Origin of the sequence: Neisseria sp. HMSC070A01 (genome assembly GCF_001810165.1) — a bacterium.
In the GTDB taxonomy this organism is placed as follows: Bacteria; Pseudomonadota; Gammaproteobacteria; order Burkholderiales; family Neisseriaceae; genus Neisseria.
This window is the reverse complement of sequence record NZ_KV800125.1, coordinates 285,372-309,309: the sequence shown is the minus strand read 5'-3', so window position 1 is coordinate 309,309 and position 23,938 is coordinate 285,372. Positions and strand designations below refer to the sequence as shown.

Sequence of the window (23,938 nt, the reverse complement as noted above, 5' to 3'; positions counted from 1 at the left end):
CCGTCTGAAAGTTTCAGACGGCCTTTTTATATATGTTGAACAATTAATCTTTCGATACGCTGATGGTATGTTTAATGTGTTTTAAATTCGCAACGATGGTAAAAGTCATCATCACCAGCAAAGCCCATGAGCTCCATTTGCTGATGTGTACCGATGCCCACGCGCCGATTTGGTTGGGATAGCGCCAAACACCGAATAAAGTTCCTAAATTTTCCGCCAGCCAAATGAAAAATCCAATCAGGACAAAAGCGAGCAGGAGCGGCATTTTGCGAGTAGTGTCATAGGGCGTGTACAAGACTGTCGTCCGGGCGTATAGGCCGAGAGCAAAGGCTGCGAGATACCAGCGATAGTCGCCGATATAGTGATGAGTGAAAAAATTGATATAAATCGCCAGTGCGCACAAAGTGCCCAACCAATATGGCGGATGGCTTTTGATTTTGAGATCAAACAGCCGCCATGCTTGGATAATATAGCTGCCGACCGCGGCATACATAAAGCCCGCAAACAGCGGTACGCCGCCGATTTTGGTATATGCTTCTTCCGGATAGCTCCAGGATTGGATACCACCCGATGTTTTGAACCACTCTAAAGCAAAGCCGACCAAGTGAAACAGCGTAATCGATTTTACTTCGTCCCAAGTTTCCAGCTTGAAATACAGCATGACTGCTTGTACGGAGACAGCAAAAATCAGCAGCAGGTCATAGCGCGAAATTCCCAGCCAACCTGTTTTCGGAATAAGAAACATGGCAATGAAAAACAAGCCTGCAAATAAGCAGGCTCGTGCTTCTTTCAAACCGAAAAACCAAAATTCAACGATAAAGCGTCGCCAACCATGCAAATCCTTGCGTTTGGGATGCTCAGTCAGCCAAGTATCCAGTTTGCCTAGCATATTTTCAGACGGCCTCTTTAGCTTGATAATGTTTTAGGCGGACTGAATCGGAATGACACGGTTTTGCTTACGTTTTGCGCCACCTTCGCAGTAGTTGGTTTTGACATAATCTTCAACGATTTGCAAAAACTCGGCAGCGATATTGTCGCCTTTGAGGGTCACTTTGCGTTCGCCGTCTACATAAACCGGCGCAACCGGAGTTTCGCCTGTACCTGGCAGGCTGATACCGATATCGGCAAGCTTGCTCTCGCCCGGGCCATTGACTACGCAACCCATTACGGCAACGTTCAATGATTCAACGCCTGGATACTCAGTGCGCCAAATAGTCATTTTTTGGCGTAAATAGTTTTGTACGTCTTGCGCCAATTCTTGGAATACGGTACTGGTGGTACGGCCGCAGCCCGGGCAGGCTGTAACCATTGGTGTGAAGGAACGCAAGCCCATGGTTTGCAGGATTTCCTGACCGACAATGACTTCCTGAGTGCGCGAACTGCCGGGTTCAGGGGTCAGGGAGATTCGAATGGTGTCGCCGATACCTTCTTGCAGCAATACAGCCAAGGCAGCGGTAGATGCCACAATACCTTTGCTGCCCATGCCAGCCTCGGTCAGACCGAGATGGAGCGGATAGCGGCAACGGCTGCCCAATTCGCGGTAAACCTGAATCAAGTCTTGTACGGCACTGACCTTGCACGACAAAATGATTTTGTCTTCGGGTAAACCCAAAGCTACGGCTTTTTCTGCCGACTCCAGCGCCGAAACAATCAAAGCTTCTTTCATGATTTCTTCAGGCGGCTTCGGTGTGGCAGAGGCCAAGTTGGCATCCATCATGCGCTTGGCAAGGCTTTGATCAAGTGAACCCCAGTTCACGCCGATGCGTACGGCTTTATTGTTTTCTGCCGCTGTACGAATCATAAAGGCAAATTTCTCATCGCCTTTTGCGCCTTTGCCGACATTGCCCGGGTTGATGCGGTATTTAGACAGGGCTTTGCCGCACTCAGGAAATTCAGCCAATAAGCGTTCGCCATTGAAATGGAAGTCGCCGATCAGGGGCGTGGTGTAACCCATATCGTCTAAGCGGCTGCGGATTTCGGCGACTTTGGAAGCCGCTTCCGGAGTATTGACCGTGATGCGTACCATTTCCGAGCCGGCATCGCTCAACTCTTTGACCTGTCGGGCGGTTGCTTCTGCATCTGCGGTGTCGGTATTGGTCATAGATTGCACAACAACGGGCGCATCCGATCCGACGATGAGATGATCAATTTGTACTTGATGTGTCAGACGGCGTTTAGGTGTGGTCATTTTAGTTTTTTCCTGCAACAAAAGAGGCGGATTTTTCACCGGCAACACGGTGTTTTAAAGGTTCGATTGGTGTGCCGCCGTAATTGGCTTCCGAACCGGCTGCAATACCGATCCAAACATTATAAGGCGCACCGCCTCTCAGACGATGTTCGCTTCCGGCCGGAACAATGCGGCTGAATACTACTTTTCCATCTTTGTCTGCAATAATCAGATTGCTTCGGTATTGGACTTTAATCCAAAGTTCGTCTTTCTCAACTTTGACGGCAGGCTTTTCTTCTACAACGGCAGAAGCTGCTGAAGCTGCTTGTTCATTGGCTGCTTCAGGCTTATTGGTAATTTCTTTTTTGCCCTCTTCGGTCATTTCGCTAACGGCAACATTATCCATTTTCAAAGCAGGCGTTTTCATCGTATCGGCAACATCTTTGCTGTTTTGAATATTTGCCTGTTCGTTTTCATAGCTGGATTTACTTTGCCAAAAGTAAACACCGCCTATTGCTAAAGCCAATGCGGCTGCACCCAATATCCATTTGGGGAAACCCTGTTTTTCAGCATCTTCATAGCTTAAGCCGCTGTTGGTGCTGCGTGTTACTGCATATACATGGTCTTCAAGTTGCGGAGTAATCGAGTGCAAATGTTTGGTGATGGTTTGTTCATCGATTTTGAGGAATCGTGCATATGAACGAAGATAGCCTGAGACGAAGACCAGGCCCGGAAAATTTGAATATTCCCCTTTTTCCAAGGCATCAATTTGTTCGGCAGACAGTTTTAAACGTGAAGCAACATCTTCAATATCGATTTTGGCATCAGTTCTGTGTTTGCGTAATTCATCCCCCAGTGTTTTGGCGGCTTGTGTGTCGTAGTTGATTTTATCGTTATTTTCCATTTAGTGGCCTGTTGTAACAGTTTGTAGTTCGTCAGAATAAGGGAAGTTTGCCCTAAGCTGGGCTTCATATTCGTATGCAGCGTGTTTATTGCCCAAGGCAGTGGCCAAGCGCCAGCCTAAAAGCAAATCGTCAGCCTGAAGGACATCGACTTTGCTTTGGTATTGGCGGAAATAATAGTCGGCATCGTTCAGATTGCCTGCCATCATTTTGGTTCGGGCAAGCTCTTTGAAAGCAGGGAAGAATTGTGGGTTGGCTGCCAAAGACCTTTCCAAATAGGCCTGAGCCAAAGAGTATTGGCCTAATCTTGCGCTGCAAATGCCTTTATTCATATTGGCAATAAAGGGGCTCGGGTAGGTCGGGTCGGCCAGTGCCTTATCAAAATAAGCCATAGATTCGGCAGGTGCATTCATTTGATTGCATAAGAACCAACCGTAATTGTTGTTAACTTCCGCACTATCCGGTTTTAAAGACAATGCTTTAAGAAAGCTTTCCTGAGCTTTATCGCGGACCTTCAGATACTGATAAATTTCAGCGCGTACCAACCAAGCAATATCGTTTTTTGAATTGAATTTAAGCGCCTCTTCGATACTTTCGGTAGCTTGGCGGTAGTTTTGGCCACGCATATATTCCACGGCAAGCTGGGTTTTGATATTGGAAACCTGAATGGCACGTTCTTTGGGGCTTGGTCCGGAAGAGGAAGCGCAGGCAGAAAGAGTCAGTGCGGTAAGTAAAGCGAATCCGAACTTGATTTTCATAATTAACCTTATTGTTCGACCAAAATTTGTTGCCATTTTTGTTGGCGGCGTGTTTTATCTTGTACTTGTCCGGCCAATTGTCCGCAAGCGGCATCAATGTCGTCGCCACGGGTTTTGCGGACAGTAACGACAAAGCCGGCTTGTTGCAGAATATCGCGGAAGATGCGGATATTCTCGTTGGTAGAACGTTCGTAGCCGGAATTTGGGAAAGGGTTGAACGGAATCAGATTGAATTTGCACGGTACGTCTTTAACCAATTCAATCAATTCGCGCGCGTGTTGGGCCTTGTCGTTGATGCCGTCGAGCATAACGTATTCAAAGGTAATAAAGTCACGGGGTGCTTTGACCAGATAGCGTTGACAGGCCGCCATTAATTCTTTCAACGGATATTTCTTATTCAGCGGAACGATTTGATCGCGCACTTCGTCGTTGGAGGCGTGTAAAGATACGGCTAAAGCAACAGGCATAGCGTCGCGCAGTCTGTCCATTTGCGGAACCATGCCCGAAGTGGAAACGGTCACGCGGCGACGGCTCAAGCCATAGCCGTGATCATCCAGCATAATGCTCAAAGCGGTAACAACATTATCAAAGTTTGCCATGGGTTCGCCCATCCCCATCATCACGACGTTGGAGATAACGCGTTCATTTTTAGGGGTAACGCCCATGGCTTTATTAGCCCACCAAAGCTGGCCGATAATTTCTGCGGCAGTCAGGTTGCGGTTGAAACCTTGTCGTCCGGTAGAGCAGAAGGTGCATTCCAATGCGCAACCTACCTGGGAAGAGATGCACAAAGTGCCGCGTTCGGCTTCGGGAATGAAGACGGTTTCTACACCATTGCCCGTGCCGACATCCAGCAACCATTTGCGTGTGCCATCAGTTGATTCTTGTGCCATCATTAATTTAGGCACTTCAATTGTGGCTTGTTCATTCAGCTTGGCGCGCAATGATTTGGCCAAATCAGTCATTTCTTCAAAGTTTTGTGCACCGGCTTGATGCATCCAACGCATGACTTGCTTGGCGCGGAAAGGTTTTTCACCCATTTCGGCAAAGTGTTGCGTCAGTCCGTTTAAATCGTAATTTAGTAGATTGGTTTTCATGTATTTTTATGTTTCTCAATAAAGCTTTTAAAGTAAAGAGGCTTATCGGTCAGCTTTGCTTTAAAAGCCTTTAGGGGTTTCAGACGGCCTGTCATTTGTAGTGCATACAAAGCAGTTTTGCCGTCCGATATGGAATCGGACGGCCGTATAGCGGCTACAGGCTTTTTGCTTTTATCGTGGGCAGATTTCGCTTTGGCTGAAGAAGTAGGCAATTTCAATCGCAGCGTTTTCCACGCTGTCAGAACCGTGCACAGCATTGACGCTGACAGATTCTGCAAAGTCGGCGCGGATTGTGCCTGGAGCGGCATCAGCCGGATTGGTTGCGCCCATCAATTCACGATTTTTAGCAACGGCGTTTTCACCTTCCAATACTTGAATCATGACGGGATTGCGTGTCATGAATTTAACCAAGTCTTCGTAAAAAGGGCGGCCTTTATGTACGGCATAAAATTCTTTTGCTTCGCGCTCAGACAGCTGTTTCATTTTTGCTGCAATAATACGCAGGCCGTTTTCTTCAAAGCGGCTGTAAATCTTGCCGATGACGTTTTTTTCTACCGCATCGGGTTTGATGATGGAAATCGTACGTTCGATGGCCATATTATGTCCTTGTTTTTATTGAAAGGTAAGTTGTCGTAACCCAAAGGCGAGGGGAGTGTATTTTACCAAATTTCGCCCTTTTTTGGGAAAGGCATTATTTGCTTAAAGTCAGGTGCGGTTGCTCCAAATAGACTTCGGACTGCATTTCGACCATACGGCTGGCTGTACGGGTAAATTCTTCGGCAAAATCGCCTTCAACATAAATATCGTTTACGCCAACGGCACTGGTGGCGCACAATTTCACGCGGAAGTCATATAAAACGTCAATCAACCATGTCAGACGGCGTGCTTCTGCTTTTTCTTGAGGGGTCAGGCGTTCCAATCCTGATAGAAAAACCATCTCGTAATGTTCGGCCAAATACAGATAGTCTGCTTGTGAGCGCGGACCGAAACACAATGCACGGAAATCAAACCAGATGGCGCGTTCCGACTGGGCTTTATGAGGAATTTCCCGTCCATGAATAATGCTGATTCCCGGGTTTAATTCAGAGATTCCGCTCATTTCTTTAAATAAAGCAGCCAGTTTTTGCTCGTTTTCTTCATTATTGGGCACAAAGAAAATTTCGGCAGGGCGTAATGTGCGCAATCGGTAATCTTCGCCGCCATCTACATTTAAAACGGTCAGGTTAGATTCGATAAGGGCGATGGTTGGCAGAAAGCTGCTGCGGTTTTGGCCTTGAGGATAGAGTTCGGATGGGGCGTAGTTGGAAGTAGCCACTAGAACAACACCTTCGCTCAGCAGGTTTTCCAACAAACGGCCTAAAATCATCGCATCAGCAATGTCGCTGACGTGAAATTCATCAAAGCATAATACGCGTGTTTCTTTGGCAATTTCTGCTGCAACGGCTTTTAAAGGATTCGCTTCACTCTTTAAAGCTTTCAGCCGTTGATGAATTTCGGCCATAAAGGCATGGAAATGCACGCGGCGCTTACGGCGATAAGGGAGGCAGCCAAAAAAAGCGTCCATCAGGAAACTTTTACCGCGTCCTACGCCGCCATAAAAATAGAGTCCTTTAGGTACTTGAGGGGAACGCAGGCTGCGGCCGAGAAAACGGTTGCGTTTGCGTTTGAACATCATCAGCTCGGTCCATAAGCGATCCAAATATTCAATGGCTCGTGCTTGTGCTTCATCACGGATGAAGTTGGGTTGTTCGGCGGCGGCCTGATACCAAGTCAATGGGCTGTGGTTTTCAAATGGCGGTGGCGTAAATAGTTGGTCTCTATTGCTCATGTATAACCTTTATTATGTTTTGCTGGCGATAGTCGAAACATCATCCGCAATAATTTGGACGGTAGTCGGAATGATGTTCTCATTATGGAATAGTCGGTCTATTATAAATGATTTCAGACGGCCTGCGTTTTTTGCAAAGGCTTTGTTGTCAATATAGTTGGAAAAGTGTGCGATTAAGGTGCAAGCAAAAAGGGCTGGCTTTAGTATTTTTTGAAAAAACAAAAAAACGCCGCATTTCTGCGGCGTTTTGCTACTAAGTATTAATGAGCACTTTCTTGCAATGCCAAGTCTACACGCTCACGCAACTCTTTACCCGGTTTGAAGTGGGGAACATGTTTTTCAGGCACTTCCACACGTTCGCCGGTTTTAGGGTTGCGCCCGATACGGGCAGGGCGGTGGTTCAAGTCGAAGCTGCCGAAGCCGCGGATTTCGATACGTTGTCCACGAGCCAGTGAGCGAGTCATGGTATCAACCAAGACTTTTACACTGTATTCGACATCTTTAGCCAGCAGTTGGTTGCCATTTTTTTCGGCAAACACTTCTGCGAGGCGAACCATCAATTCAGACTTCGTCATGTCTGCAACCTTATTCTTGGTCGCCGGACAGTTTGGCTTTCAGCAAGTCGCCCAAGCTGGTAGTACCGGCATTGGCAGTTGCAGCGGCGTTAACTGAATTCAGCGCTTCGCGGTTTTCTTTAGCGTCTTTGGCTTTAACAGACAGACGGATGCTGCGGTTTTTGCGGTCAACGGTAACGATAACGGCTTCAACTTCGTCGCCTTCTTTCAGTTTGGTAGTCAGGTCTTCAACGCGGTCAGCGGCGAATTCAGAAGCAGGCAGGTAGCCTTCAACTTCTTCAGACAGAGCAACTACGGCACCTTTGGCGTCAACAGATTTCACAGAACCTTTAACCAAAGAACCTTTGTCGTTTACGCTGATGAAGTTGCCGAACGGATCGCCTTCCAGTTGTTTGATACCCAAAGAGATGCGTTCTTTTTCAACGTCGATGGCCAATACAACGGCTTCAACTTCTTCGCCTTTTTTGTATTTGCGTACAGCTTCTTCGCCGGCTTCGGTCCAAGACAGGTCAGACAAGTGAACCAGACCGTCGATACCGCCAGGCAGACCTACGAATACACCGAAGTCAGTGATGGATTTAACTGCGCCGGAGATTTTGTCGCCTTTGTTGTGGTTGGCGGCAAATTCTTCCCAAGGGTTAGCTTGGCATTGTTTCATACCCAAAGAGATACGGCGGCGGTCTTCGTCGATTTCCAGAATCATGACTTCAACTTCGTCACCCAGTTGAACAACTTTGCTTGGGTGTACGTTTTTGTTGGTCCAATCCATTTCGGAAACGTGTACCAAACCTTCGATGCCTTGTTCGATTTCAACGAATGCACCGTAGTCGGTCAGGTTGGATACTTTACCGAACAGGCGGGTACCTTGTGGGTAACGACGGGTCAGGCCGCTCCAAGGATCTTCGCCCAGTTGTTTCATACCCAGGGAAACGCGTTGTTTGTCTTGGTCGAATTTCAGGACTTTGGCTTCTACTTCTTGACCAACTTCCAAAACTTCGCTTGGGTGTTTCACACGGCGCCATGCCAAGTCGGTGATGTGCAACAGACCGTCGATGCCGCCCAAGTCAACGAATGCACCGTAATCGGTGATGTTTTTAACGATACCTTTGATAACTGAACCTTCTTGCAGGTTTTCCAGCAAGGCTTTGCGTTCTTCGCCCAAAGTAGCTTCCAGAACAGCGCGGCGGGACACAACAACGTTGTTGCGTTTTTTGTCCAGTTTGATTACTTTGAATTCAATTTCTTTGCCTTCGAAGTGAGAAGTGTCTTTTACAGGACGTACGTCAACCAAAGAACCCGGCAGGAATGCGCGGATGCTGTTGATCATAACAGTCAGACCACCTTTGACTTTGCCATTGATAACGCCGGACAGGATGTCGCCGTTTTCCATAGCTTCTTCCAAAGCGATCCAGTCGGCAGCGCGTTTGGCTTTTTCGCGGGACAGTTTGGTTTCGCCGAAGCCGTTTTCAACAGATTCGATGGTAACGGTAACGAAATCACCAACTTTAACTTCAATCTCGCCCTGAGCGTTTTTGAATTCAGCAACATCAATCAGAGATTCTGATTTCAGACCTGCGTTAACGGTAACGAAGTTTTGATCGATGCCGACTACTTCGGCAGTAATCACTTCACCTGGGTTCATCTCTTGCAGGGTAAAGCTTTCTTCCAGCAGCTGGGCAAAATTTTCCATAGTCATATATACTCTTTTCGGTACACCGCCAAGGGGTGCGGGTTAGGTTTGAAATGACCTGCCGTCCTTGGCGCGGCAGGTTGGGAAATGTTTTCAGACGGCCTTGTTATTAGGGTTAACAGGCCGTCTGAAATGAAAACTTCGCGATTATACTCCAAATTTTAAACTTTATGATACCAATCAAGCACTTTTTTTACAGCTTCTTCGATAGAAAGGTTGTCAGTATCTAAAAGCAGGGCGTCGGGCAGCTGTTTCAATGGGGCAACAGGGCGGCGGCGGTCTGCTTCGTCGCGCGCTTCAATGTCCGATAAAATACGCTCGAATGCAACCCCTTCGCATGGGATGCCAAGTTGTTTGGCACGACGTTGGGCGCGGACATCGGCACTTGCGGTCAGGAAAATTTTTAATGCGGCATCAGGGAAAATAACCGAGCCGATATCGCGGCCGTCGGCGACCAAACCTTTTTCGGTTAAGAAATCACGTTGGCGCTGCAAAAGGGCGGTACGCACTTTAGGCAACTGCGCGACGGCAGATGCGCCCATGCCGATCGCTTCGGTACGGATTTGCTCGGATACATCTTCGCCGTTTAATAATACAACGCTGCCTTCAAATTGTGCGGGCAAAGTTTCTGCCAGTGTGCTGACGGCGTCTTCATCTGTCCAGGCGACATTTTGTTTTTGTGCGTAAAGCGCGGTCAGGCGGTAAAGCGCACCGGAGTCGAGGTAAAGAAAACCCAAGGCTTCGGCTACGCGTGAGGCAACCGTCCCTTTGCCGGATGCGCTGGGGCCGTCAATGGCGATGACTTTTTGCTTGAGGCTCATGTGTTCTCCTGAATGCGATAGGTATTTGAATTAACCGTTTATTATACGGTGCTTTGGCCGTCTGAAAACGAAAATTTTTGTGTGATTTAAATTTGAGGGAAAAGTGGCTCGGCCTTATCGGGTATAATGGCCAAAATCATAATTTAACCGCTTTATCTGATTGTTCGGGCCGTCTGAAACAACGGGCCGGGAATGATCTTCGAATTTAGAAACATTATGTTACAAACCGATAATCTTACTTCTGCACAACCTCAGCGCATTATCACTGCTCAAAATATTTCAGCTCAGGAAGAATTGCTTGAACGCGCTTTACGTCCGAAAACTTTGGATGACTATATCGGGCAGGATAAGGCCAAAGAGCAGCTGGCTATTTTTATTCAGGCGGCGAAAAAACGTGGCGAAGCGCTTGACCACACTTTGCTATTTGGCCCACCGGGTTTGGGCAAAACTACTTTGGCGCATATTATCGCCAAAGAGTTGGGCGTTAATTTGCGTCAAACCAGCGGCCCGGTTTTAGAGCGCGCCGGCGACCTTGCAGCGTTATTGACCAACCTCGAGCCGCATGATGTGCTGTTTATTGATGAAATCCACCGTTTAAGCCCCGTGGTTGAAGAAATCCTTTATCCTGCGCTTGAAGATTATCAGTTGGACATCATGATTGGAGAGGGGCCGGCTGCGCGTTCGGTCAAAATCGATTTGCCGCCGTTTACATTGGTGGGCGCAACGACCCGTGCCGGTATGTTGACCAATCCGTTGCGCGACCGTTTCGGTATTGTGTCCCGATTGGAGTTTTATCAAAACAAAGACTTGGCGACTATTGTTGCCCGTTCAGCCCAATTGTTGCAGTTGGACATGGGCGAAGAGGGTGCGATGGAAGTGGCCAAGCGCAGCCGCGGCACGCCGCGTATTGCCAACCGCCTTTTGCGACGTGTGCGCGATTATGCCGATGTGAAAAACAACGGCGTCATTGATGCGGAAATTGCCGATGCGGCTTTGAGTATGCTGGATGTGGACGGGCAAGGTTTGGATGTGATGGACAGGAAATTCCTTGAGGCGATTCTGCACAAATTCAGCGGTGGCCCTGTCGGTTTGGAAAACGTGGCCGCTGCGATTGGTGAATCGACCGATACTATCGAAGATGTGATTGAGCCTTATCTGATTCAACAAGGCTTTTTGCAACGTACACCGCGTGGACGCGTAGCAACCGAACGAGCCTATCTACATTTCGGTTTGAAGGTTCAAGAATAATAATGAAGGCCGTCTGAAAACCGCTTTCAGACGGCCTGATACTTTCAATTTCATATGATTGTCGGTAAATATCTGCCGATAATCGGTTAAAATGTCCCCCTTTTCTTTTTTGAAGTTTCCCCATGAATATCTTATCCGTAGAAAATGCTTCTTTTGCTGTCGGCCACGTCGCCTTGCTCGATAAAACTTCTTTTCAACTCGACAGCGGCGAGAAAATCGGTTTAATCGGCCGCAACGGTGCGGGTAAGTCTTCGTTTTTAAAAATTCTTGCAGGCGTACAAAAGCTCGATGACGGGCAGATTATTGTTCAAAACAACCTTAAAATCGTTTATGTACCGCAGGAATCCTTTTTTGATAAGGACGCAACCGTATTTGATACCGTTGCTGAAGGCTTGGGCGAAATTCGCGATTTATTGAGTCGTTATCATCATGTTAGCCATGAGTTGGAAAATGGTTCGAGTGAGGCTTTGTTGAAAGAACTCAACGAATTGCAACTTGAAATCGAAGCGAAGGACGGCTGGAAGCTGGATGCGGCAGTCAAGCAGACTTTGGGGGAACTCGGTTTGCCGGAAAACGAAAAAATCGGCAACCTTTCCGGCGGTCAGAAAAAGCGCGTCGCTTTGGCGCAGGCTTGGGTGCAAAAGCCCGACGTATTGCTGCTGGACGAGCCGACCAACCATTTGGATATCGACGCGATTATCTGGCTGGAAAACCTGCTCAAAGCGTTTGAAGGCAGCTTGGTCGTGATTACCCACGACCGCCGTTTTTTGGATAATATCGCCACGCGCATCGTTGAACTCGACCGCGGCATTCTGCGCTCCTATCCTGGCTCGTTCTCCAAATACAGCGAGAAAAAAGCGCAAGAGTTGGCAGTCGAGGCGGAACATAACCGCCTCTTCGACAAATTCCACGCACAGGAAGAAGCATGGATACGCAAAGGCATCGAAGCGCGCCGTACCCGTAACGAAGGCCGCGTGCGCCGTTTGGAAGAGCTGCGCCGCCAGCGCGCCGAACGCCGCAACGTACAAGGGCAGGTCAACTTTAAGCTCGACAGCGGCGAAAAAAGCGGCAAAATCATCGCCGAATTGGAACATGCTTCGTTTGCCTATGGTGACAAAGTCATCATGGACAAATTCTCCGCCATTTTGCAGCGCGGCGACAAAATCGGCTTAATCGGTCCAAACGGTATCGGTAAAACCACCTTCCTCAAGCTGATTTTGGGCGAATTGCAGCCGACCTACGGCAGAATCCGTATCGGCAGTAAACAGGAAGTTGCTTATTTCGACCAGTTCCGCAGCGCGTTGAATGAAAACGACACTGTGTTTTACACGCTCGGACAGGGCAATGATTACGTTGAAGTCGGCGGCAAGAAAAAACACGTCATGAGCTATTTGGAAGATTTCCTGTTCCATCCAGCCCGCGCACAAAGCCCTGTTTCATCGCTCTCCGGCGGCGAACGCAACCGCCTTCTTCTGGCAAAACTCTTTACCCGTCCTGCCAATATTTTGGTCTTGGACGAACCGACCAACGACTTGGATATCGATACCCAAGAGCTGCTTGAAGACTTGCTGCGCGATTATCAAGGCACGGTATTCCTTGTCTCGCATGACCGTATGTTCTTGGATAATGTGATTACCCAAAGCATTGTTTTCGAAGGACAAGGCCGTCTGAAAGAATACATCGGCGGCTATCAGGACTATATCGACGCAAAATCGCGGGAAGATAAAATTCAGACGGCCTCTGCGCCTAAAGCAGTTGCTGAGCCTGAAAAAGTTAAACCCAAAGCCAACCGCACGGTCAAACTTTCCTATAAAGAACAGCGCGAACTCGACGCCCTACCCGACGAAATCGCCGCTTTGGAAACCGAACAGTCTGAAATCAATACCCAGCTTTCTGATCCTGAAATCTTCAAAGATTACGAAAAAGCAGGTGTGTTACAAAGCAGGGCTGAAGAAATCGAGATGTCGCTTTTGGAAAAGCTGGAACGCTGGGAATGGCTGGAAGCGAAACAAAATGGCGAAGCGGTTTAAATTGGGAATTTTGTCCCAAAGTAGGGCAGATACTTTTCTAAGTCATGCCGTCTGAACCCCGAATATTCAAAAACAAGATCTACAACCAACATGAAAAAAGTCGAGAAAAACGTATTGGTGCTGCATAGCGCTAAGGAAATGTTTGAGCTGGTGGACAAAGTTGAGGACTATCCAAAATTTTTGCCGTGGTACAGCAAGACCGAAGTCATCGAACGCAAAGGCAATGAGCTAAAAGCGCGCCTGTTTATGGACTATATGCGCGTCAAGCAGTCGTTTGCGACGCACAACCACAATATCCCGGGGCAGGAAATCCGCATGGATTTACTCGAAGGGCCGTTTAAAACCCTGCGCGGCACTTGGAAATTTATCGATTTGGGCGATGATATGTGCAAAGTCGAATTCAGATTAGAATACGATTTCTCCAATGCCGTACTCTCTGCCATGATTTCCCCGGTGTTCGGCCATCTTGCCGGCACGCTGGTGGATGCTTTTATTAAAGAGGCCGACCGCCGCTATGCTTGAGATTGAAATTGTTTACGGACTGGCCGATAGGCAAGTGTTGAAGGGTATGACCGTTGCCGAAGGGACAACCGTACGCGAAGCCGCCCTGCAAAGCGGTTTGGAGGTAGAGTTTCCAGAGTTGGATTTGCAGCAAGCACCTTTGGGTATTTTCGGCAAGGCGGTAAAAGACGAGACGGTGTTGCGAGATGGCGATCGGATTGAGGTTTATCGTCCATTGTTGATTGATCCGAAAGAAGCGCGACGTAAACGCGCCGGACAAGAGTAAATCGAAGGCCGTCTGAAACTTTTTCAGACGGCCTGTCAAACTGAAAGAACAGTAATGAGCTTGAAAATTAAATTAATCGTCGGTTTGGGCAATCCAGGCCAAGAATACGAACAAACGCGCCATAATGTCGGCTTTTGGCTGTTGGATGAACTGGCGTGGAAATGGAAAGTCAATTTTAAAGACGAGAAGAAATTTTACGGTGAAGTAGCGCGCGCCACTACGCCTGATGGTGATGTTTGGCTGCTCAAACCCATGACTTTTATGAACCGATCCGGTCAGGCAGTAGCTGCTTTGGCTCAGTTTTACAAAATCAAGCCGGAGGAAATCTTGGTGGTTCATGACGAGCTGGATATTCCATGCGGCCGTATCAAATTCAAACTTGGCGGTGGCAACGGCGGACACAACGGCCTCAAAGACATTCAGGCTCGTTTGGGTACGCCTAATTTTTACCGCCTGCGCTTGGGTATTGATCATCCGGGCGACCGTAATCTGGTTGTCGGTTATGTATTGAATAAACCGTCGGCGGAGCACAGACAGCAAATTGATGATTCCATCGCCAAATCCCTGCAAGGATTGCCGGCCGTGTTGAATGGCGAATGGGAAGAGGCAACGCGTTTTTTGCACAGTAAGTAAGCGTGCCCAAATCAAACGGGCAGCCTTGCACATCATATTCAGACGGCCTGAAAACAGACGGCGCAGTCTGGCTAGCGATAAACCAATCAAAGAAACAGTAAATATGAACGAACTGACCAACCTGATGCAGACCGAAGCCCCCGGCATTGTTGGCGAAACATTAGACTTCTGTCTTTACGAATGCAGTATTGAAGATGCCCCGGATGCAGAAGAAGTGGCACAATGGCGTGATATTTTGAAGGCGCGGGGTGGGAAATTTGTCCGCTTGGCAGACATCTGTCAAACATGGCTGGATGAAGAGGCCGATAAATGAAAGCCTTGCCGTTAAACAAATTTACTGCCGCTGCCTTAATCTGGTTTGTGGCCGCCATTTATGCCTTACTTTTCAGAGAGGGCGGCAATAGCGCTCCACCATTTCCCCATTTTGATAAAGTCGGCCATTTCGGACTGTTTTTCGGTCAGGCATGGTTGTGTGCAAAAATATTTATTCAAGACAATAGGAATATTCCCTATAAAGGCATTCTGTTTGCCGCCTTATTGTTTGCAGTAGGCAGCGAGCTGGCTCAGGCATTTCTGACTACTACGCGCCAAGGTTCGATTGCGGACGGTATTGCCGATATGGCAGGTACGGCTGCCGCGCTATGGTTTGCAGCAAAAGTAAAAGCAGCAAAAAGTTAGATATATTTAAAGAAGTTAAAAGGCCGTCTGAAATCCTGAGAAACAGGTTTCAGACGGCCTTTTGTTACTTGATATTTGAAGCAATGATTGCTTCAAGACAAGAATTAGAATGTTACGCGTACGCCGGCAGATACTTCGTGAGTATGGAACTTAATGCTATTCATTTTGCCCCAATAGTTGTAGCGATAGCCTGCATCCAAGGCAACGTTAGGTGTTACTTCGTAGCTTACGCCAGCCATTGCTCCAACACCAGTTTTAGTATCACTGCGTTCATAATATGAATTAGCTGTCTTAACTTTTGCAGAAGCATGATTAATAGCCACACGAGCACCTACATAAGGTTTTACAGGAGTTTGCAGATCAAAGTCATAAATAGCAGAAACGCCGGCACTGTGGTATTTACCTTCAGCATCGAATGAGGCAGTATTGATTTTTTCAGACTTATAATGGGTATAGTCAGCGGCAACACGGAAATCGCCGAAATCGTAACCGGCAGAGATGCGTGGGCTAAAGCCTTTAACTGATGCATCTCCCTTTACAGTAGCATGACCAGCATCAGCCTGAACATAAAAACCTTTGGTTGCATCAGCCAATGCAAATGCAGGCAGGGAAAGAGCAATCAGTGTTACCAGAACTTTTTTCATTGTTTTGTCCTTAATGTAGGATTAGGAGTAGTGGATAATCGCTGGGATTGTTCATTCCCAACAATTATTCTGATTGTATTTTCTTGTCGTAAATTAAGCAAATCTAAAAATGGTTCAACTGTTGTAAAACAGCACTTATAAAAAACACTGTAACAAGTCGTTTAAGAACAAACGACCTTGTTCGGTCGGGCGGAACACGGTCGGGTCTGATTCAAGCAGGCCTTTTTGTCTGGCGGTTTCGATTTGTGTCATAATTTTTGCAGTGGGTACGCCGGTACGTTCTTGCAGCGTTGCAGCAGGTACGCCGTCGGTCAGGCGCAGGACGTTCATCATGAACTCGAATGGAAGGTCTTCGGCAGCAACGGTTTTGCGTTCAACTGCTTCATGCGGATTACTCTGCATGGCGGCAAGATAGTCGTTGGGATGGCGGCGGCGGACAGTTCGCTCGATGCGGTCGGGATAGGAAATTTTTCCGTGTGCGCCCGCGCCGATGCCCAAATAATCGCCGAACTGCCAGTAGTTCAAATTGTGGCGGCACTGCATGGCTGGTTTTGCAAAAGCCGATGTTTCGTAGTGGATAAAGCCTGCACTTTCCAATGCGCCGTGTACGGCATCTTCAATATCCAATGCTGCTTCATCTTGCGGCAAACCTTTTGGCGGCGTATGACCAAAAGGCGTGTTCGGCTCCATGGTCAGATGATATGCGCTGATATGCGATACGCCTGTTGCAATAGCGGTTTGCACATCGTTTAAGGCCGTCTGAACCGTTTGGTTTGGCAGGGCATACATCAAATCGATATTGACTTTTTCAAATAATTTCAAGGCAGTATCAATGGCTGTCAGGGCTTCTTTGCCGTTGTGAACGCGTCCCAATCGAGCAAGCATATCGTCGTTAAAACTTTGCACGCCGATAGATAGACGCGTAATGCCTGCGTCTTTAAATCCCTGAAACTTCTCAATTTCAAATGTACCCGGGTTTGCTTCCAAAGTAATTTCCGCTTCGGGTTGCAAACGCAACAGCGAACGCACGCCGCTTAACAAGCGGTCAATTGATTCCGCTTGAAACAGACTGGGTGTACCGCCGCCGAAGAATATGGTTTCTACCGGTCTGCCCCAAATATTGGGTAATTCAAGCTGCAAGTCGGTTAATAGGGCATCGATATAGGCTTCTTCCGGCAGGCCGTTTTTCAGGCTGTGGGAATTAAAGTCGCAATACGGGCATTTTTTGATGCACCACGGGGTGTGGATGTAGAGCGACAAGGGCGGTAGGGCGGTGAGTTGTCCGGGGCGTTGGAAAGTGATTTGGGTCATGGTATGTGTTGAGGCTCAAGGCCGTCTGAAATTTTTAGGCCGTTATTTTAACTGAAAGTGTCGGCTGGGAAAGTAATCAGTAGGAAATTTGCAAAGTCTAAGCGCTCAAAAATGCTTCAATTTCTTCTTCTGATAATTTGGAATTGCAGACGGATTTTATTTTGCCTTGTGAGATTTTGAGTAATGCGGGAACAGTTTTGATGCCGTGTTGTTTACGAAAAGTTTTTAAAGCTGCTTTGTTGCTGCTGTCGGTAAAGTGGATGGTAAGCTGCTTGTTTAAGGAAACGGTAGACAGTTTTGCAACAAAACGGCGACAGTATGAACAGCTTGGTTTGCCTAAAAAGACGATAGTAGTTTTTTGACCATCAACGAGCTGAAGAAGTTCGTCAGGTGTGGTAGGAATGAAGGCAGAAACGAATTTTGCAAAGGCTGCCAATTCTTCAGGTGTGGGCTTGGGCATGGGAATGAATGTGAGGTAGGCCGTCTGAAGGTTTCAGACGGCCTTTGGTCTATAAGGATTCAATTTTTCTTAACAATTCACGCAATGCTTGGGCGCGGTGGCTTTCGGCATTTTTGATTTCAGGGGCAAGCTCGGCGGCGGTGCAACCGTGTTCGGCCAGATAGAAATGCGGGTCGTAACCGAAGCCGTTTGTGCCGGCTGCTTCGGCCTGCCATTGGCCGCGCCAGATGCCTTCGGCGATGATGGGTTGCGGGTCGTTTTCGTGGCGGACGAGGACGAGTACGCAGACGTAGTAGCAGCTTTTATCGTCTTTATCGGCAAGATCGGAAGACAGTTTGGCGTTGTTTGCGGCATCGGATTTGGGGTTTTCGCCTGCATAACGTGCGGAGAAAATGCTGGGTGCGCCATTTAAGGCGTTGGTGCAGATGCCGGAATCATCGGCAAGTGCCGGTAAGGCGCTGTATTTGGCGGCATGGCGTGCTTTGGCCAGGGCATTTTCAACAAAGGTATGGTACGGCTCGGGACATTCGGGCGTATTGAACTGCGATTGTGGCAGGACTTCGATGTTTAAGTCGGTAAAGAGGCGGGAAAATTCTTTGAGTTTGCCTGCGTTGCCACTGGCAAGGACGATTTTTTCAAACATGGTTTTTCCTTAATGGGTTTCGGTTTGCTGCATACGGGCCATTTGCGCGCGTGCTTTGTGGCGGATGTAAAGGGCAAGGCTGCCGATTTGGGCAAAAACGGCGGCAAAGGCAAACAGAAAGGCGGCAACGGCAAATTGTTTGCTGTGAATGCTCAGAAGATAAGCACCCAACAGAATCAGGACGATAAACATCAGGGTAAACAGGGCGGTCAGAATCAGATAGGCTTTTTGTCGGGTCATGGCAGCTTGGGTAAGGGGAAAATGTTTTGATTATAACGTCAGATTGAGAATTTGAAACCATGCCGTATCCGTTAAAAAGGCCGTCTGAATATTTCAGACGGCCTTAAGTCGAATAACGGATTAACGCAATTCTGTGTGCAGGCGGCTCAACAATGTGGAGGCATCGCTGCCTTTGTATGGGCTGCCGTCTTTGTTCAACAGATGGAGGCGTGCGCCATTGTTGATTGGCTCGACATAGACGATGATTTCAGGATAAGTTTTTGGTGCTTCTGCTTTGCCTTTGCCAAATACGCGTTTGAACAGGCCGGGTTTTTTATTGGCAACTGCTTCGCCTTCGGTTGGGGCTTGTTGAACCAAGAAAGCGCGGCGTTCGGCATTTTGACCGATAACAGTCAGACCGATGCGGTCGAGCGCAAGGGCGGTGCGGCGCCAGTTGCGGCCGTAATCGCCTGCCAGCAGCAGGGTACCGTTGTCCACACGGGCCAACTCGGAGGCATTGCTGCGGGCGGCAACGCTTTGGGTCAGGGCCTGTTCGGCTTGTTGGCCGTCAACGCCCAAGTATTGCATAAAGCGCGCGAGGAATGCGGCTTCGAGGTTAGGGTCGCTCTCGCTTGGCTGCCACATGGTGGTGTCTTTTTTACGGTCGGCATAAACTTCTTTCATGCCTTTATGGGCGAAGAAGATGTCGGTCGAACCGTTTTTGCCTTGTTCGATGCGGATGATGAACTTGTCGCGTTCGCTGGTGGAGTAGATGCCGCCCAAGCCGACTTTGTCCAACAGGCGGCGCAGGCTGTCTTGAGGGATTTTGGCTCGGTTTTCAGCCCACTCGGTTTCCATTTGGCCGATGGCCGGTTCTTCGGATTTGATGTCGAAACCGTTTTCTTGCCAGAACACTTTCAGCAACGGCCAAATTTCGCGAGGCGATTTGCCATCGACAACCAACCAGCGTTGGTTGCCGTCACGCTCAAGGCGTACGCCTTTAACGGATTTCAAAACTTCTGCATTGGCAGGTTGTTGTACGGCTTGAGTGCGGCGTTTGTTGAAGTCGCTGGCGCGGACGGCGCCGCTGCCTGCCGGTAATTGATAGAGGTTGCCTTGGTCCGGGTTGTTCAAATCAGGTGGTACTTCCAGTTTGACCAGGCGGTGTGATTGACTTTGATAGTCGAGTTTGGGTTGTTCTTTTTTGCTGCCGGAACAGGCAGTCATGCTAATCAGGGCGAGGGCTACTACGATGGGTTTGATATAGGTCATCTTGTTTTCCTGTGGATGAAGTTCTTAACAGGGAGGCCGTCTGAAAAGGGTGTTTGGGATTCAGACGGCCTTATTTCCGGATCAGATTTGTCCTGATTTTTCCAGAGCGGCTCGGACTTTGGCTTGACCGGCTTCGGTCAGTGCTACCAAAGGCAGACGAACATGGGGTTCGCATTTGCCCAATAAGCTCAGGCCCCATTTGGGCGCGGCCGGGCTGGGCTCGCAGAACATGGTGTTATAAATTGGGATAAGTTGCTCGTTTAGACGACGGGCGGTCGCAATATCGCCCTCAAGGGCGGCTCGGCACATGTCGGCAAAGAGTTTCGGTGCAACGTTGGCTGCGACGGTTACCACGCCGTGGCCGCCACACAGCATGAAGGGCAGGCCGGTAGGATCGTCGCCGGATAAAACGGCAAAACCTTCGGGAACGCTGTTGATCAATTCGATGTTGCTGCCGATTTTACCGCTGGCTTCTTTGACACCCACGATATTGGGAATTTCGGCCAAGCGCAAAATAGTGTCGTTGCTCATGCTGACGACGGTGCGGCCGGGAACATTGTAGATAACCATCGGAATCGAAGTGGCTTCGGCGATGGCTTTGAAATGTTGGTAAATGCCTTCTTGGGAAGGTTTGTTGTAATAGGGGACGACGGATAAGGTGTAGTCCGCACCGGCTTGCTCGGCGGCTTGGGAAAGGGCGATGGCTTCGACAGTATTGTTGGCGCCTGTGCCGGCGATAACGGGAATGCGCTTGTTGACGTGTTTGACAGTGGCTTCAATAACGGCCAAATGTTCTTCGACAGGCAGGGTGGCTGACTCGCCGGTGGTGCCGACTGCGACGATGCCGTCGGTGCCGTTTTCAATGTGCCAGTCGATTAAGTCGCGAAGTTGTTCGTAGTTGATGCTGCCGTCTTGATTCATCGGGGTAATCAGGGCAACCAGACTGCCTTTTAACATACGGAAACCTTTAATTTTATAATGTGGGTGGATTATTCATCGGATTGTAGCTTACTTTGTTGTTTGTGTGAAACATATCCGCTATGAGGCCGGGCCGTTTAATCGTGATTTGTCATTATCTTAATGAATAATACATTTTTAAATCATTAGTTTGTTTGTTTTAAGATGGAAAAATACTGTCAAGGATTAAAATGTGTTAAGGCTGTTTGAGGCCGTCTGAAAATGATTGGGCAAAACTTTCAGACGACCTGATGATTTTGAATTTGCTGATACATTTTAAATTAGTTAAAATGCGCATCTTAATATTTTTTAACGATTCTTAAGAAAGGGTCATTATGGCCGAAATGACAGATAAACAGGCCGGTTCGCCTGATTTGGTTTACGGTTTGGAAGACAAGCCGCCGTTTGGGAATGCGTTGTTGAGTGCGGTTACGCACCTTTTGGCTATTTTTGTCCCGATGATTACGCCGGCGCTGATTGTCGGCGGGGCGTTGGAGCTGCCGGTTGAAATGACGGCTTATTTGGTGTCGATGGCGATGGTGGCTTCCGGTGTCGGTACTTATTTGCAGGTCAACCGTTTCGGGCCGGTCGGTTCGGGTATGTTGTCGATTCAGTCGGTCAATTTCTCTTTTGTAACCGTGATGATTGCGCTCGGTACCGGCATGAAAGAGGGCGGTTTGACTGAAGATGCGATGATTTCAACGCTTTTGGGCGTGTCCTTTGTCGGCGCATTTTTGGTGTGCTTCTCCGCCTGGCTTTTGCCTTATCTGAAAAAAGTGATTACGCCGACTGTAAGCGGCGTGGTCGTGATGTTGATCGGCTTGAGTTTGGTGCATGTCGGCATTACTGACTTTGGCGGCGGCTTCGGTGCGAAAGCAGACGGTACGTTCGGCTCGATGGAAAACTTGGGTCTGGCATCGCTGGTGTTGCTGATTGTTTTGGTTTTCAACTGCTTAAAAAATCCGTTGCTGCGCATGAGCGGCATTGCGGTGGGTTTGATTGTCGGTTATATCGTTGCGCTGTTTTTGGGCAAAGTGGATTTTTCTGCCCTGCAAAACCTGCCGCTGATTACCCTGCCGGTTCCGTTTAAATATGGCTTTGCATTTGATTGGCACGCGTTTATTGTCGCCGGTGCGATTTTCTTGTTGAGCGTATTTGAAGCAGTGGGCGATTTGACGGCGACTGCGATGGTCTCCGAGCAGCCGATCGAGGGTGAAGAATATACCAAACGTCTGCGCGGCGGTGTGTTGGCGGATGGTTTGGTGTCTGTGATTGCGACTGCGTTGGGTTCTTTGCCTTTGACCACGTTTGCGCAAAACAACGGCGTGATTCAAATGACCGGCGTGGCTTCGCGTCATGTGGGCAAATATATCGCGGCGATTTTGGTGTTGTTGGGCTTGTTCCCTGTTATCGGCCGTGCGTTTACCACGATTCCGAGTCCGGTTTTGGGTGGCGCGATGGTATTGATGTTTGGCCTGATTGCGATTGCCGGCGTGCGGATTTTGGTCAGCCACGGTATTCGCCGCCGTGAAGCGGTTATCGCGGCAACTTCTGTCGGTTTGGGTTTGGGTGTGGCGTTTGAGCCTGAAGTGTTCAAAAACCTGCCGGTATTGTTCCAAAACTCAATTTCCGCAGGCGGTATTATGGCGGTATTGTTGAACCTGGTTTTGCCGGAAGACAAAACCGATAAAGCGGTTAAGGTGGAAACCGATAGTTTGGATCACTAAGCAAGCGTTATTCAAAGGCCGTCTGAAGTTTCAGACGGCCTTTTGGTTTTTCGGCTATAATATTGTTTTTATTTGTTATCCGAGTGGTTCGGATAGCCCTACCCGGAAAGGTTTTATATGACGGTTTATTCACTTTTTATCACTTGTCCTCGCGGTTTGGAAGCGCCTTTGACGCAGGAACTCGACAGCATGGCATGTCAGGATATCCGCGCTGTTGACGGCGGTGTGGCATGTAAAGGCACGATGGAGCAGGTGTATCGCATCAACCTGCATTCGCGCGTTGCCAGCCGTGTTTTGCTGCGCTTGACCAAAGGAGGTTATCGCAACGAACATGATATCTACAAACTGGCACGAAATCTGCATTGGACAGGTTGGTTTAAGCTGGAGCAGACCTTCAAAGTCAAAGTCGAAGGCAAGCGCGCCAATGTGAAAAGCTTGGATTTTGTCGGTTTGAAAATCAAAGATGCCGTCTGCGATGCTTTCCGCGATATTTATGATGCGCGTCCGAGCGTGGGCAAAATCAACCCCGATATCCGCATTCATGCCTTTATCGATGAACGCAATGTGGAAATCTTTATCGATACTTCCGGCGAAGCACTCTTTAAACGCGGCTATCGTCAGGATACCGGCGAAGCGCCATTGAGAGAGAACTTGGCGGCAGGTTTGCTGCTTTTGGCAGGCTACGATGGTACGCAGCCTTTCCAAGACCCGTTTTGCGGCAGCGGCACGATTGCCATTGAGGCTGCATGGATTGCGACACATCGTGCGCCGGGCTTGATGCGCCGTTTCGGTTTTGAAAAACTGCAAAACTTCGACAAAGAAAAATGGCAAGCGTTGCGCCGTGAGGCTGAAAAACAAATCAAACCGGCCGCCGCGCCCATTTCCGGCAGCGACAACGACCGTTATATGATCCGCGCCGCATTGGCCAATGCCCAAGCCGCCGAAGTGGATAATTTCATCCGCTTTGACGTGCAAGATGCGCAGGCCGCGCGCCCAAACGGCGAACACGGCATTATGATTTCCAATCCGCCTTATGGCGTGCGCCTTGCGGAGGTTCAGGCTTTGCAGGCTTTATATCCGCAACTCGGTACATGGTTGAAACAATATTACGCCGGCTGGTTGGTAGGAATGTTTACCGGTGATCGCGATATGCCGAAATTTATGCGCCTTTCTCCGAAGCGTAAAATTCCTTTGTTTAACGGTAATTTGGATTGCCGATTGTTTTTGATGGATATGGTGAAAGGTTCGAATCGGGGGTAAAACCTGAAATTAAGGCCGTCTGAAAGATGATTTCAGACGGCCTTTTTTGATTTGTTAAAACCGTCTTTGTTATAACGGAGTTTGCTTTTCTTTTTTTATATTAATGCACTGAAATTGTTTTCAGACGGCCTTTATCAAAGGAGCCGTGTAGATGTAATTATTGAAATTTACAATCTATTAAATTATAAAAACCTATTACAAAATAAAGATGGATTGTTAAATAAAATACCA

The 23,938-nt window shown here is 48.4% G+C and carries 26 protein-coding genes; 9 read left to right on the top strand and 17 right to left on the bottom strand.

What is annotated here, in order from left to right; translation table 11 throughout:
- Positions 1–43: 43 nt before the first annotated feature.
- The 10 genes from HMPREF2711_RS08415 to cmk all read right to left on the bottom strand — a co-directional run bounded on the left by HMPREF2711_RS08415 (position 44) and on the right by cmk (position 9,838).
- Positions 44–889 carry a DUF817 domain-containing protein gene (locus HMPREF2711_RS08415; protein ID WP_003747031.1) on the bottom strand — a complete coding sequence of 282 codons (846 nt, stop codon included), beginning with the start codon at positions 887–889 and terminating at the stop codon, positions 44–46.
- A gap of 33 nt (positions 890–922) precedes the next feature.
- Positions 923–2,188, bottom strand: a complete 1,266-nt coding sequence (ispG, locus tag HMPREF2711_RS08410) for a flavodoxin-dependent (E)-4-hydroxy-3-methylbut-2-enyl-diphosphate synthase (protein ID WP_036493699.1) — start codon at positions 2,186–2,188, stop codon at positions 923–925.
- A 1-nt stretch (position 2,189) separates the two neighbouring features.
- Positions 2,190–3,071 (bottom strand): helix-turn-helix domain-containing protein, encoded by an 882-nt coding sequence (locus tag HMPREF2711_RS08405; protein WP_003747027.1) that lies wholly within the window; start codon positions 3,069–3,071, stop codon positions 2,190–2,192.
- On the bottom strand, positions 3,072–3,827 hold the full coding sequence (gene pilW, locus HMPREF2711_RS08400) for a type IV pilus biogenesis/stability protein PilW (RefSeq protein ID WP_003683469.1): 756 nt from the start codon (positions 3,825–3,827) through the stop codon (positions 3,072–3,074).
- Positions 3,828–3,835: 8 nt separating this feature from the next.
- A complete protein-coding gene (gene rlmN / locus HMPREF2711_RS08395; RefSeq protein WP_003747025.1) occupies positions 3,836–4,924 on the bottom strand; it encodes a dual-specificity RNA methyltransferase RlmN in 1,089 nt (362 codons plus the stop codon).
- A gap of 171 nt (positions 4,925–5,095) precedes the next feature.
- Complete coding sequence (ndk, locus tag HMPREF2711_RS08390; RefSeq protein WP_003747024.1) at positions 5,096–5,521, bottom strand: nucleoside-diphosphate kinase; 426 nt, start codon at positions 5,519–5,521, stop codon at positions 5,096–5,098.
- Positions 5,522–5,615: 94 nt separating this feature from the next.
- Positions 5,616–6,752, bottom strand: coding sequence for a cell division protein ZapE (zapE, locus tag HMPREF2711_RS08385; RefSeq protein WP_003747022.1), 1,137 nt, complete (start codon positions 6,750–6,752; stop codon positions 5,616–5,618).
- Between the two features lie 260 nt (positions 6,753–7,012).
- Positions 7,013–7,327: an integration host factor subunit beta gene (locus tag HMPREF2711_RS08380; RefSeq protein ID WP_003678992.1), complete on the bottom strand. Its 315-nt coding sequence runs from the start codon at positions 7,325–7,327 to the stop codon at positions 7,013–7,015.
- 10 nt (positions 7,328–7,337) lie between these two features.
- A complete protein-coding gene (rpsA, locus tag HMPREF2711_RS08375) occupies positions 7,338–9,023 on the bottom strand; it encodes a 30S ribosomal protein S1 (RefSeq protein ID WP_003678994.1) in 1,686 nt (561 codons plus the stop codon).
- Between the two features lie 155 nt (positions 9,024–9,178).
- Positions 9,179–9,838, bottom strand: a complete 660-nt coding sequence (gene cmk / locus HMPREF2711_RS08370) for a (d)CMP kinase (RefSeq protein WP_003747017.1) — start codon at positions 9,836–9,838, stop codon at positions 9,179–9,181.
- A gap of 216 nt (positions 9,839–10,054) precedes the next feature.
- Here cmk and ruvB point away from each other — a divergent pair, with 216 nt between their 5' ends.
- From ruvB to HMPREF2711_RS08335, 7 genes are all read left to right on the top strand, one after another.
- Positions 10,055–11,086, top strand: a complete 1,032-nt coding sequence (gene ruvB, locus HMPREF2711_RS08365; RefSeq protein ID WP_036493848.1) for a Holliday junction branch migration DNA helicase RuvB — start codon at positions 10,055–10,057, stop codon at positions 11,084–11,086.
- A 122-nt stretch (positions 11,087–11,208) separates the two neighbouring features.
- On the top strand, positions 11,209–13,116 hold the full coding sequence (locus HMPREF2711_RS08360) for an ATP-binding cassette domain-containing protein (protein WP_070615967.1): 1,908 nt from the start codon (positions 11,209–11,211) through the stop codon (positions 13,114–13,116).
- A 90-nt stretch (positions 13,117–13,206) separates the two neighbouring features.
- Positions 13,207–13,638 (top strand): type II toxin-antitoxin system RatA family toxin, encoded by a 432-nt coding sequence (locus HMPREF2711_RS08355; RefSeq protein ID WP_003683270.1) that lies wholly within the window; start codon positions 13,207–13,209, stop codon positions 13,636–13,638.
- The gene (locus HMPREF2711_RS08350; protein ID WP_003747009.1) at positions 13,631–13,903 is read left to right on the top strand and encodes an RnfH family protein; all 273 of its coding nucleotides are present in this window, start codon (positions 13,631–13,633) and stop codon (positions 13,901–13,903) included. The genes HMPREF2711_RS08355 and HMPREF2711_RS08350 overlap by 8 nt, the downstream gene beginning before the upstream one ends.
- A gap of 54 nt (positions 13,904–13,957) precedes the next feature.
- Entirely contained in the window at positions 13,958–14,536 is a 579-nt protein-coding gene (pth, locus tag HMPREF2711_RS08345; RefSeq protein ID WP_003683307.1) for an aminoacyl-tRNA hydrolase, read from the top strand.
- A 103-nt stretch (positions 14,537–14,639) separates the two neighbouring features.
- On the top strand, positions 14,640–14,849 hold the full coding sequence (locus HMPREF2711_RS08340; RefSeq protein WP_070589741.1) for a dioxygenase: 210 nt from the start codon (positions 14,640–14,642) through the stop codon (positions 14,847–14,849).
- Positions 14,846–15,214 carry a VanZ family protein gene (locus tag HMPREF2711_RS08335; RefSeq protein WP_003747002.1) on the top strand — a complete coding sequence of 123 codons (369 nt, stop codon included), beginning with the start codon at positions 14,846–14,848 and terminating at the stop codon, positions 15,212–15,214. The genes HMPREF2711_RS08340 and HMPREF2711_RS08335 overlap by 4 nt, the downstream gene beginning before the upstream one ends.
- A gap of 104 nt (positions 15,215–15,318) precedes the next feature.
- Here the strand turns inward: HMPREF2711_RS08335 and HMPREF2711_RS08330 are convergent, their stop codons facing one another.
- The 7 genes from HMPREF2711_RS08330 to dapA form a co-directional block, all read right to left on the bottom strand.
- Complete coding sequence (locus HMPREF2711_RS08330) at positions 15,319–15,858, bottom strand: opacity family porin (RefSeq protein ID WP_003747000.1); 540 nt, start codon at positions 15,856–15,858, stop codon at positions 15,319–15,321.
- Positions 15,859–15,993: 135 nt separating this feature from the next.
- Positions 15,994–17,169 (bottom strand): radical SAM family heme chaperone HemW, encoded by a 1,176-nt coding sequence (gene hemW / locus HMPREF2711_RS08325; RefSeq protein ID WP_003746998.1) that lies wholly within the window; start codon positions 17,167–17,169, stop codon positions 15,994–15,996.
- A 97-nt stretch (positions 17,170–17,266) separates the two neighbouring features.
- Complete coding sequence (locus tag HMPREF2711_RS08320) at positions 17,267–17,629, bottom strand: thioredoxin family protein (protein WP_003746997.1); 363 nt, start codon at positions 17,627–17,629, stop codon at positions 17,267–17,269.
- Positions 17,630–17,678: 49 nt separating this feature from the next.
- A complete protein-coding gene (gene rdgB, locus HMPREF2711_RS08315) occupies positions 17,679–18,272 on the bottom strand; it encodes an RdgB/HAM1 family non-canonical purine NTP pyrophosphatase (RefSeq protein ID WP_070615965.1) in 594 nt (197 codons plus the stop codon).
- A 9-nt stretch (positions 18,273–18,281) separates the two neighbouring features.
- Positions 18,282–18,512 carry an NGO_0222 family membrane protein gene (locus HMPREF2711_RS08310; RefSeq protein ID WP_003746993.1) on the bottom strand — a complete coding sequence of 77 codons (231 nt, stop codon included), beginning with the start codon at positions 18,510–18,512 and terminating at the stop codon, positions 18,282–18,284.
- 120 nt (positions 18,513–18,632) lie between these two features.
- A complete protein-coding gene (gene bamC, locus HMPREF2711_RS08305) occupies positions 18,633–19,763 on the bottom strand; it encodes an outer membrane protein assembly factor BamC (protein ID WP_003746991.1) in 1,131 nt (376 codons plus the stop codon).
- An 81-nt stretch (positions 19,764–19,844) separates the two neighbouring features.
- Entirely contained in the window at positions 19,845–20,720 is an 876-nt protein-coding gene (dapA, locus tag HMPREF2711_RS08300) for a 4-hydroxy-tetrahydrodipicolinate synthase (RefSeq protein WP_003746989.1), read from the bottom strand.
- Positions 20,721–21,055: 335 nt separating this feature from the next.
- Between dapA and HMPREF2711_RS08295 the strand changes: the two genes are divergently transcribed.
- On the top strand, positions 21,056–22,447 hold the full coding sequence (locus HMPREF2711_RS08295; RefSeq protein ID WP_003746988.1) for a nucleobase:cation symporter-2 family protein: 1,392 nt from the start codon (positions 21,056–21,058) through the stop codon (positions 22,445–22,447).
- A 117-nt stretch (positions 22,448–22,564) separates the two neighbouring features.
- Positions 22,565–23,707, top strand: coding sequence for a THUMP domain-containing class I SAM-dependent RNA methyltransferase (locus tag HMPREF2711_RS08290; RefSeq protein WP_003746986.1), 1,143 nt, complete (start codon positions 22,565–22,567; stop codon positions 23,705–23,707).
- The last annotated feature ends 231 nt before the right edge of the window (positions 23,708–23,938 follow it).

Excerpts from the sequence above, each read along its gene's own strand:
- ruvB (WP_036493848.1), top strand. The coding sequence starts at position 10,055 with ATGTTACAAACCGATAATCTTACTTCTGCACAACCTCAGCGCATTATC.
- cmk (WP_003747017.1), bottom strand. The coding sequence starts at position 9,838 with ATGAGCCTCAAGCAAAAAGTCATCGCCATTGACGGCCCCAGCGCATCC.
- zapE (WP_003747022.1), bottom strand. The coding sequence starts at position 6,752 with ATGAGCAATAGAGACCAACTATTTACGCCACCGCCATTTGAAAACCAC.
- HMPREF2711_RS08360 (WP_070615967.1), top strand. The coding sequence starts at position 11,209 with ATGAATATCTTATCCGTAGAAAATGCTTCTTTTGCTGTCGGCCACGTC.
- bamC (WP_003746991.1), bottom strand. The coding sequence starts at position 19,763 with ATGACCTATATCAAACCCATCGTAGTAGCCCTCGCCCTGATTAGCATG.
- HMPREF2711_RS08380 (WP_003678992.1), bottom strand. The coding sequence starts at position 7,327 with ATGACGAAGTCTGAATTGATGGTTCGCCTCGCAGAAGTGTTTGCCGAA.
- HMPREF2711_RS08330 (WP_003747000.1), bottom strand. The coding sequence starts at position 15,858 with ATGAAAAAAGTTCTGGTAACACTGATTGCTCTTTCCCTGCCTGCATTT.
- pilW (WP_003683469.1), bottom strand. The coding sequence starts at position 3,827 with ATGAAAATCAAGTTCGGATTCGCTTTACTTACCGCACTGACTCTTTCT.
- hemW (WP_003746998.1), bottom strand. The coding sequence starts at position 17,169 with ATGACCCAAATCACTTTCCAACGCCCCGGACAACTCACCGCCCTACCG.
- HMPREF2711_RS08295 (WP_003746988.1), top strand. The coding sequence starts at position 21,056 with ATGGCCGAAATGACAGATAAACAGGCCGGTTCGCCTGATTTGGTTTAC.
- HMPREF2711_RS08335 (WP_003747002.1), top strand. The coding sequence starts at position 14,846 with ATGAAAGCCTTGCCGTTAAACAAATTTACTGCCGCTGCCTTAATCTGG.
- rlmN (WP_003747025.1), bottom strand. The coding sequence starts at position 4,924 with ATGAAAACCAATCTACTAAATTACGATTTAAACGGACTGACGCAACAC.
- HMPREF2711_RS08355 (WP_003683270.1), top strand. The coding sequence starts at position 13,207 with ATGAAAAAAGTCGAGAAAAACGTATTGGTGCTGCATAGCGCTAAGGAA.
- rpsA (WP_003678994.1), bottom strand. The coding sequence starts at position 9,023 with ATGACTATGGAAAATTTTGCCCAGCTGCTGGAAGAAAGCTTTACCCTG.
- HMPREF2711_RS08310 (WP_003746993.1), bottom strand. The coding sequence starts at position 18,512 with ATGACCCGACAAAAAGCCTATCTGATTCTGACCGCCCTGTTTACCCTG.
- HMPREF2711_RS08340 (WP_070589741.1), top strand. The coding sequence starts at position 14,640 with ATGAACGAACTGACCAACCTGATGCAGACCGAAGCCCCCGGCATTGTT.
- ispG (WP_036493699.1), bottom strand. The coding sequence starts at position 2,188 with ATGACCACACCTAAACGCCGTCTGACACATCAAGTACAAATTGATCAT.
- HMPREF2711_RS08350 (WP_003747009.1), top strand. The coding sequence starts at position 13,631 with ATGCTTGAGATTGAAATTGTTTACGGACTGGCCGATAGGCAAGTGTTG.
- rdgB (WP_070615965.1), bottom strand. The coding sequence starts at position 18,272 with ATGTTTGAAAAAATCGTCCTTGCCAGTGGCAACGCAGGCAAACTCAAA.
- ndk (WP_003747024.1), bottom strand. The coding sequence starts at position 5,521 with ATGGCCATCGAACGTACGATTTCCATCATCAAACCCGATGCGGTAGAA.
- HMPREF2711_RS08290 (WP_003746986.1), top strand. The coding sequence starts at position 22,565 with ATGACGGTTTATTCACTTTTTATCACTTGTCCTCGCGGTTTGGAAGCG.
- HMPREF2711_RS08405 (WP_003747027.1), bottom strand. The coding sequence starts at position 3,071 with ATGGAAAATAACGATAAAATCAACTACGACACACAAGCCGCCAAAACA.
- HMPREF2711_RS08415 (WP_003747031.1), bottom strand. The coding sequence starts at position 889 with ATGCTAGGCAAACTGGATACTTGGCTGACTGAGCATCCCAAACGCAAG.
- dapA (WP_003746989.1), bottom strand. The coding sequence starts at position 20,720 with ATGTTAAAAGGCAGTCTGGTTGCCCTGATTACCCCGATGAATCAAGAC.
- pth (WP_003683307.1), top strand. The coding sequence starts at position 13,958 with ATGAGCTTGAAAATTAAATTAATCGTCGGTTTGGGCAATCCAGGCCAA.
- HMPREF2711_RS08320 (WP_003746997.1), bottom strand. The coding sequence starts at position 17,629 with ATGCCCAAGCCCACACCTGAAGAATTGGCAGCCTTTGCAAAATTCGTT.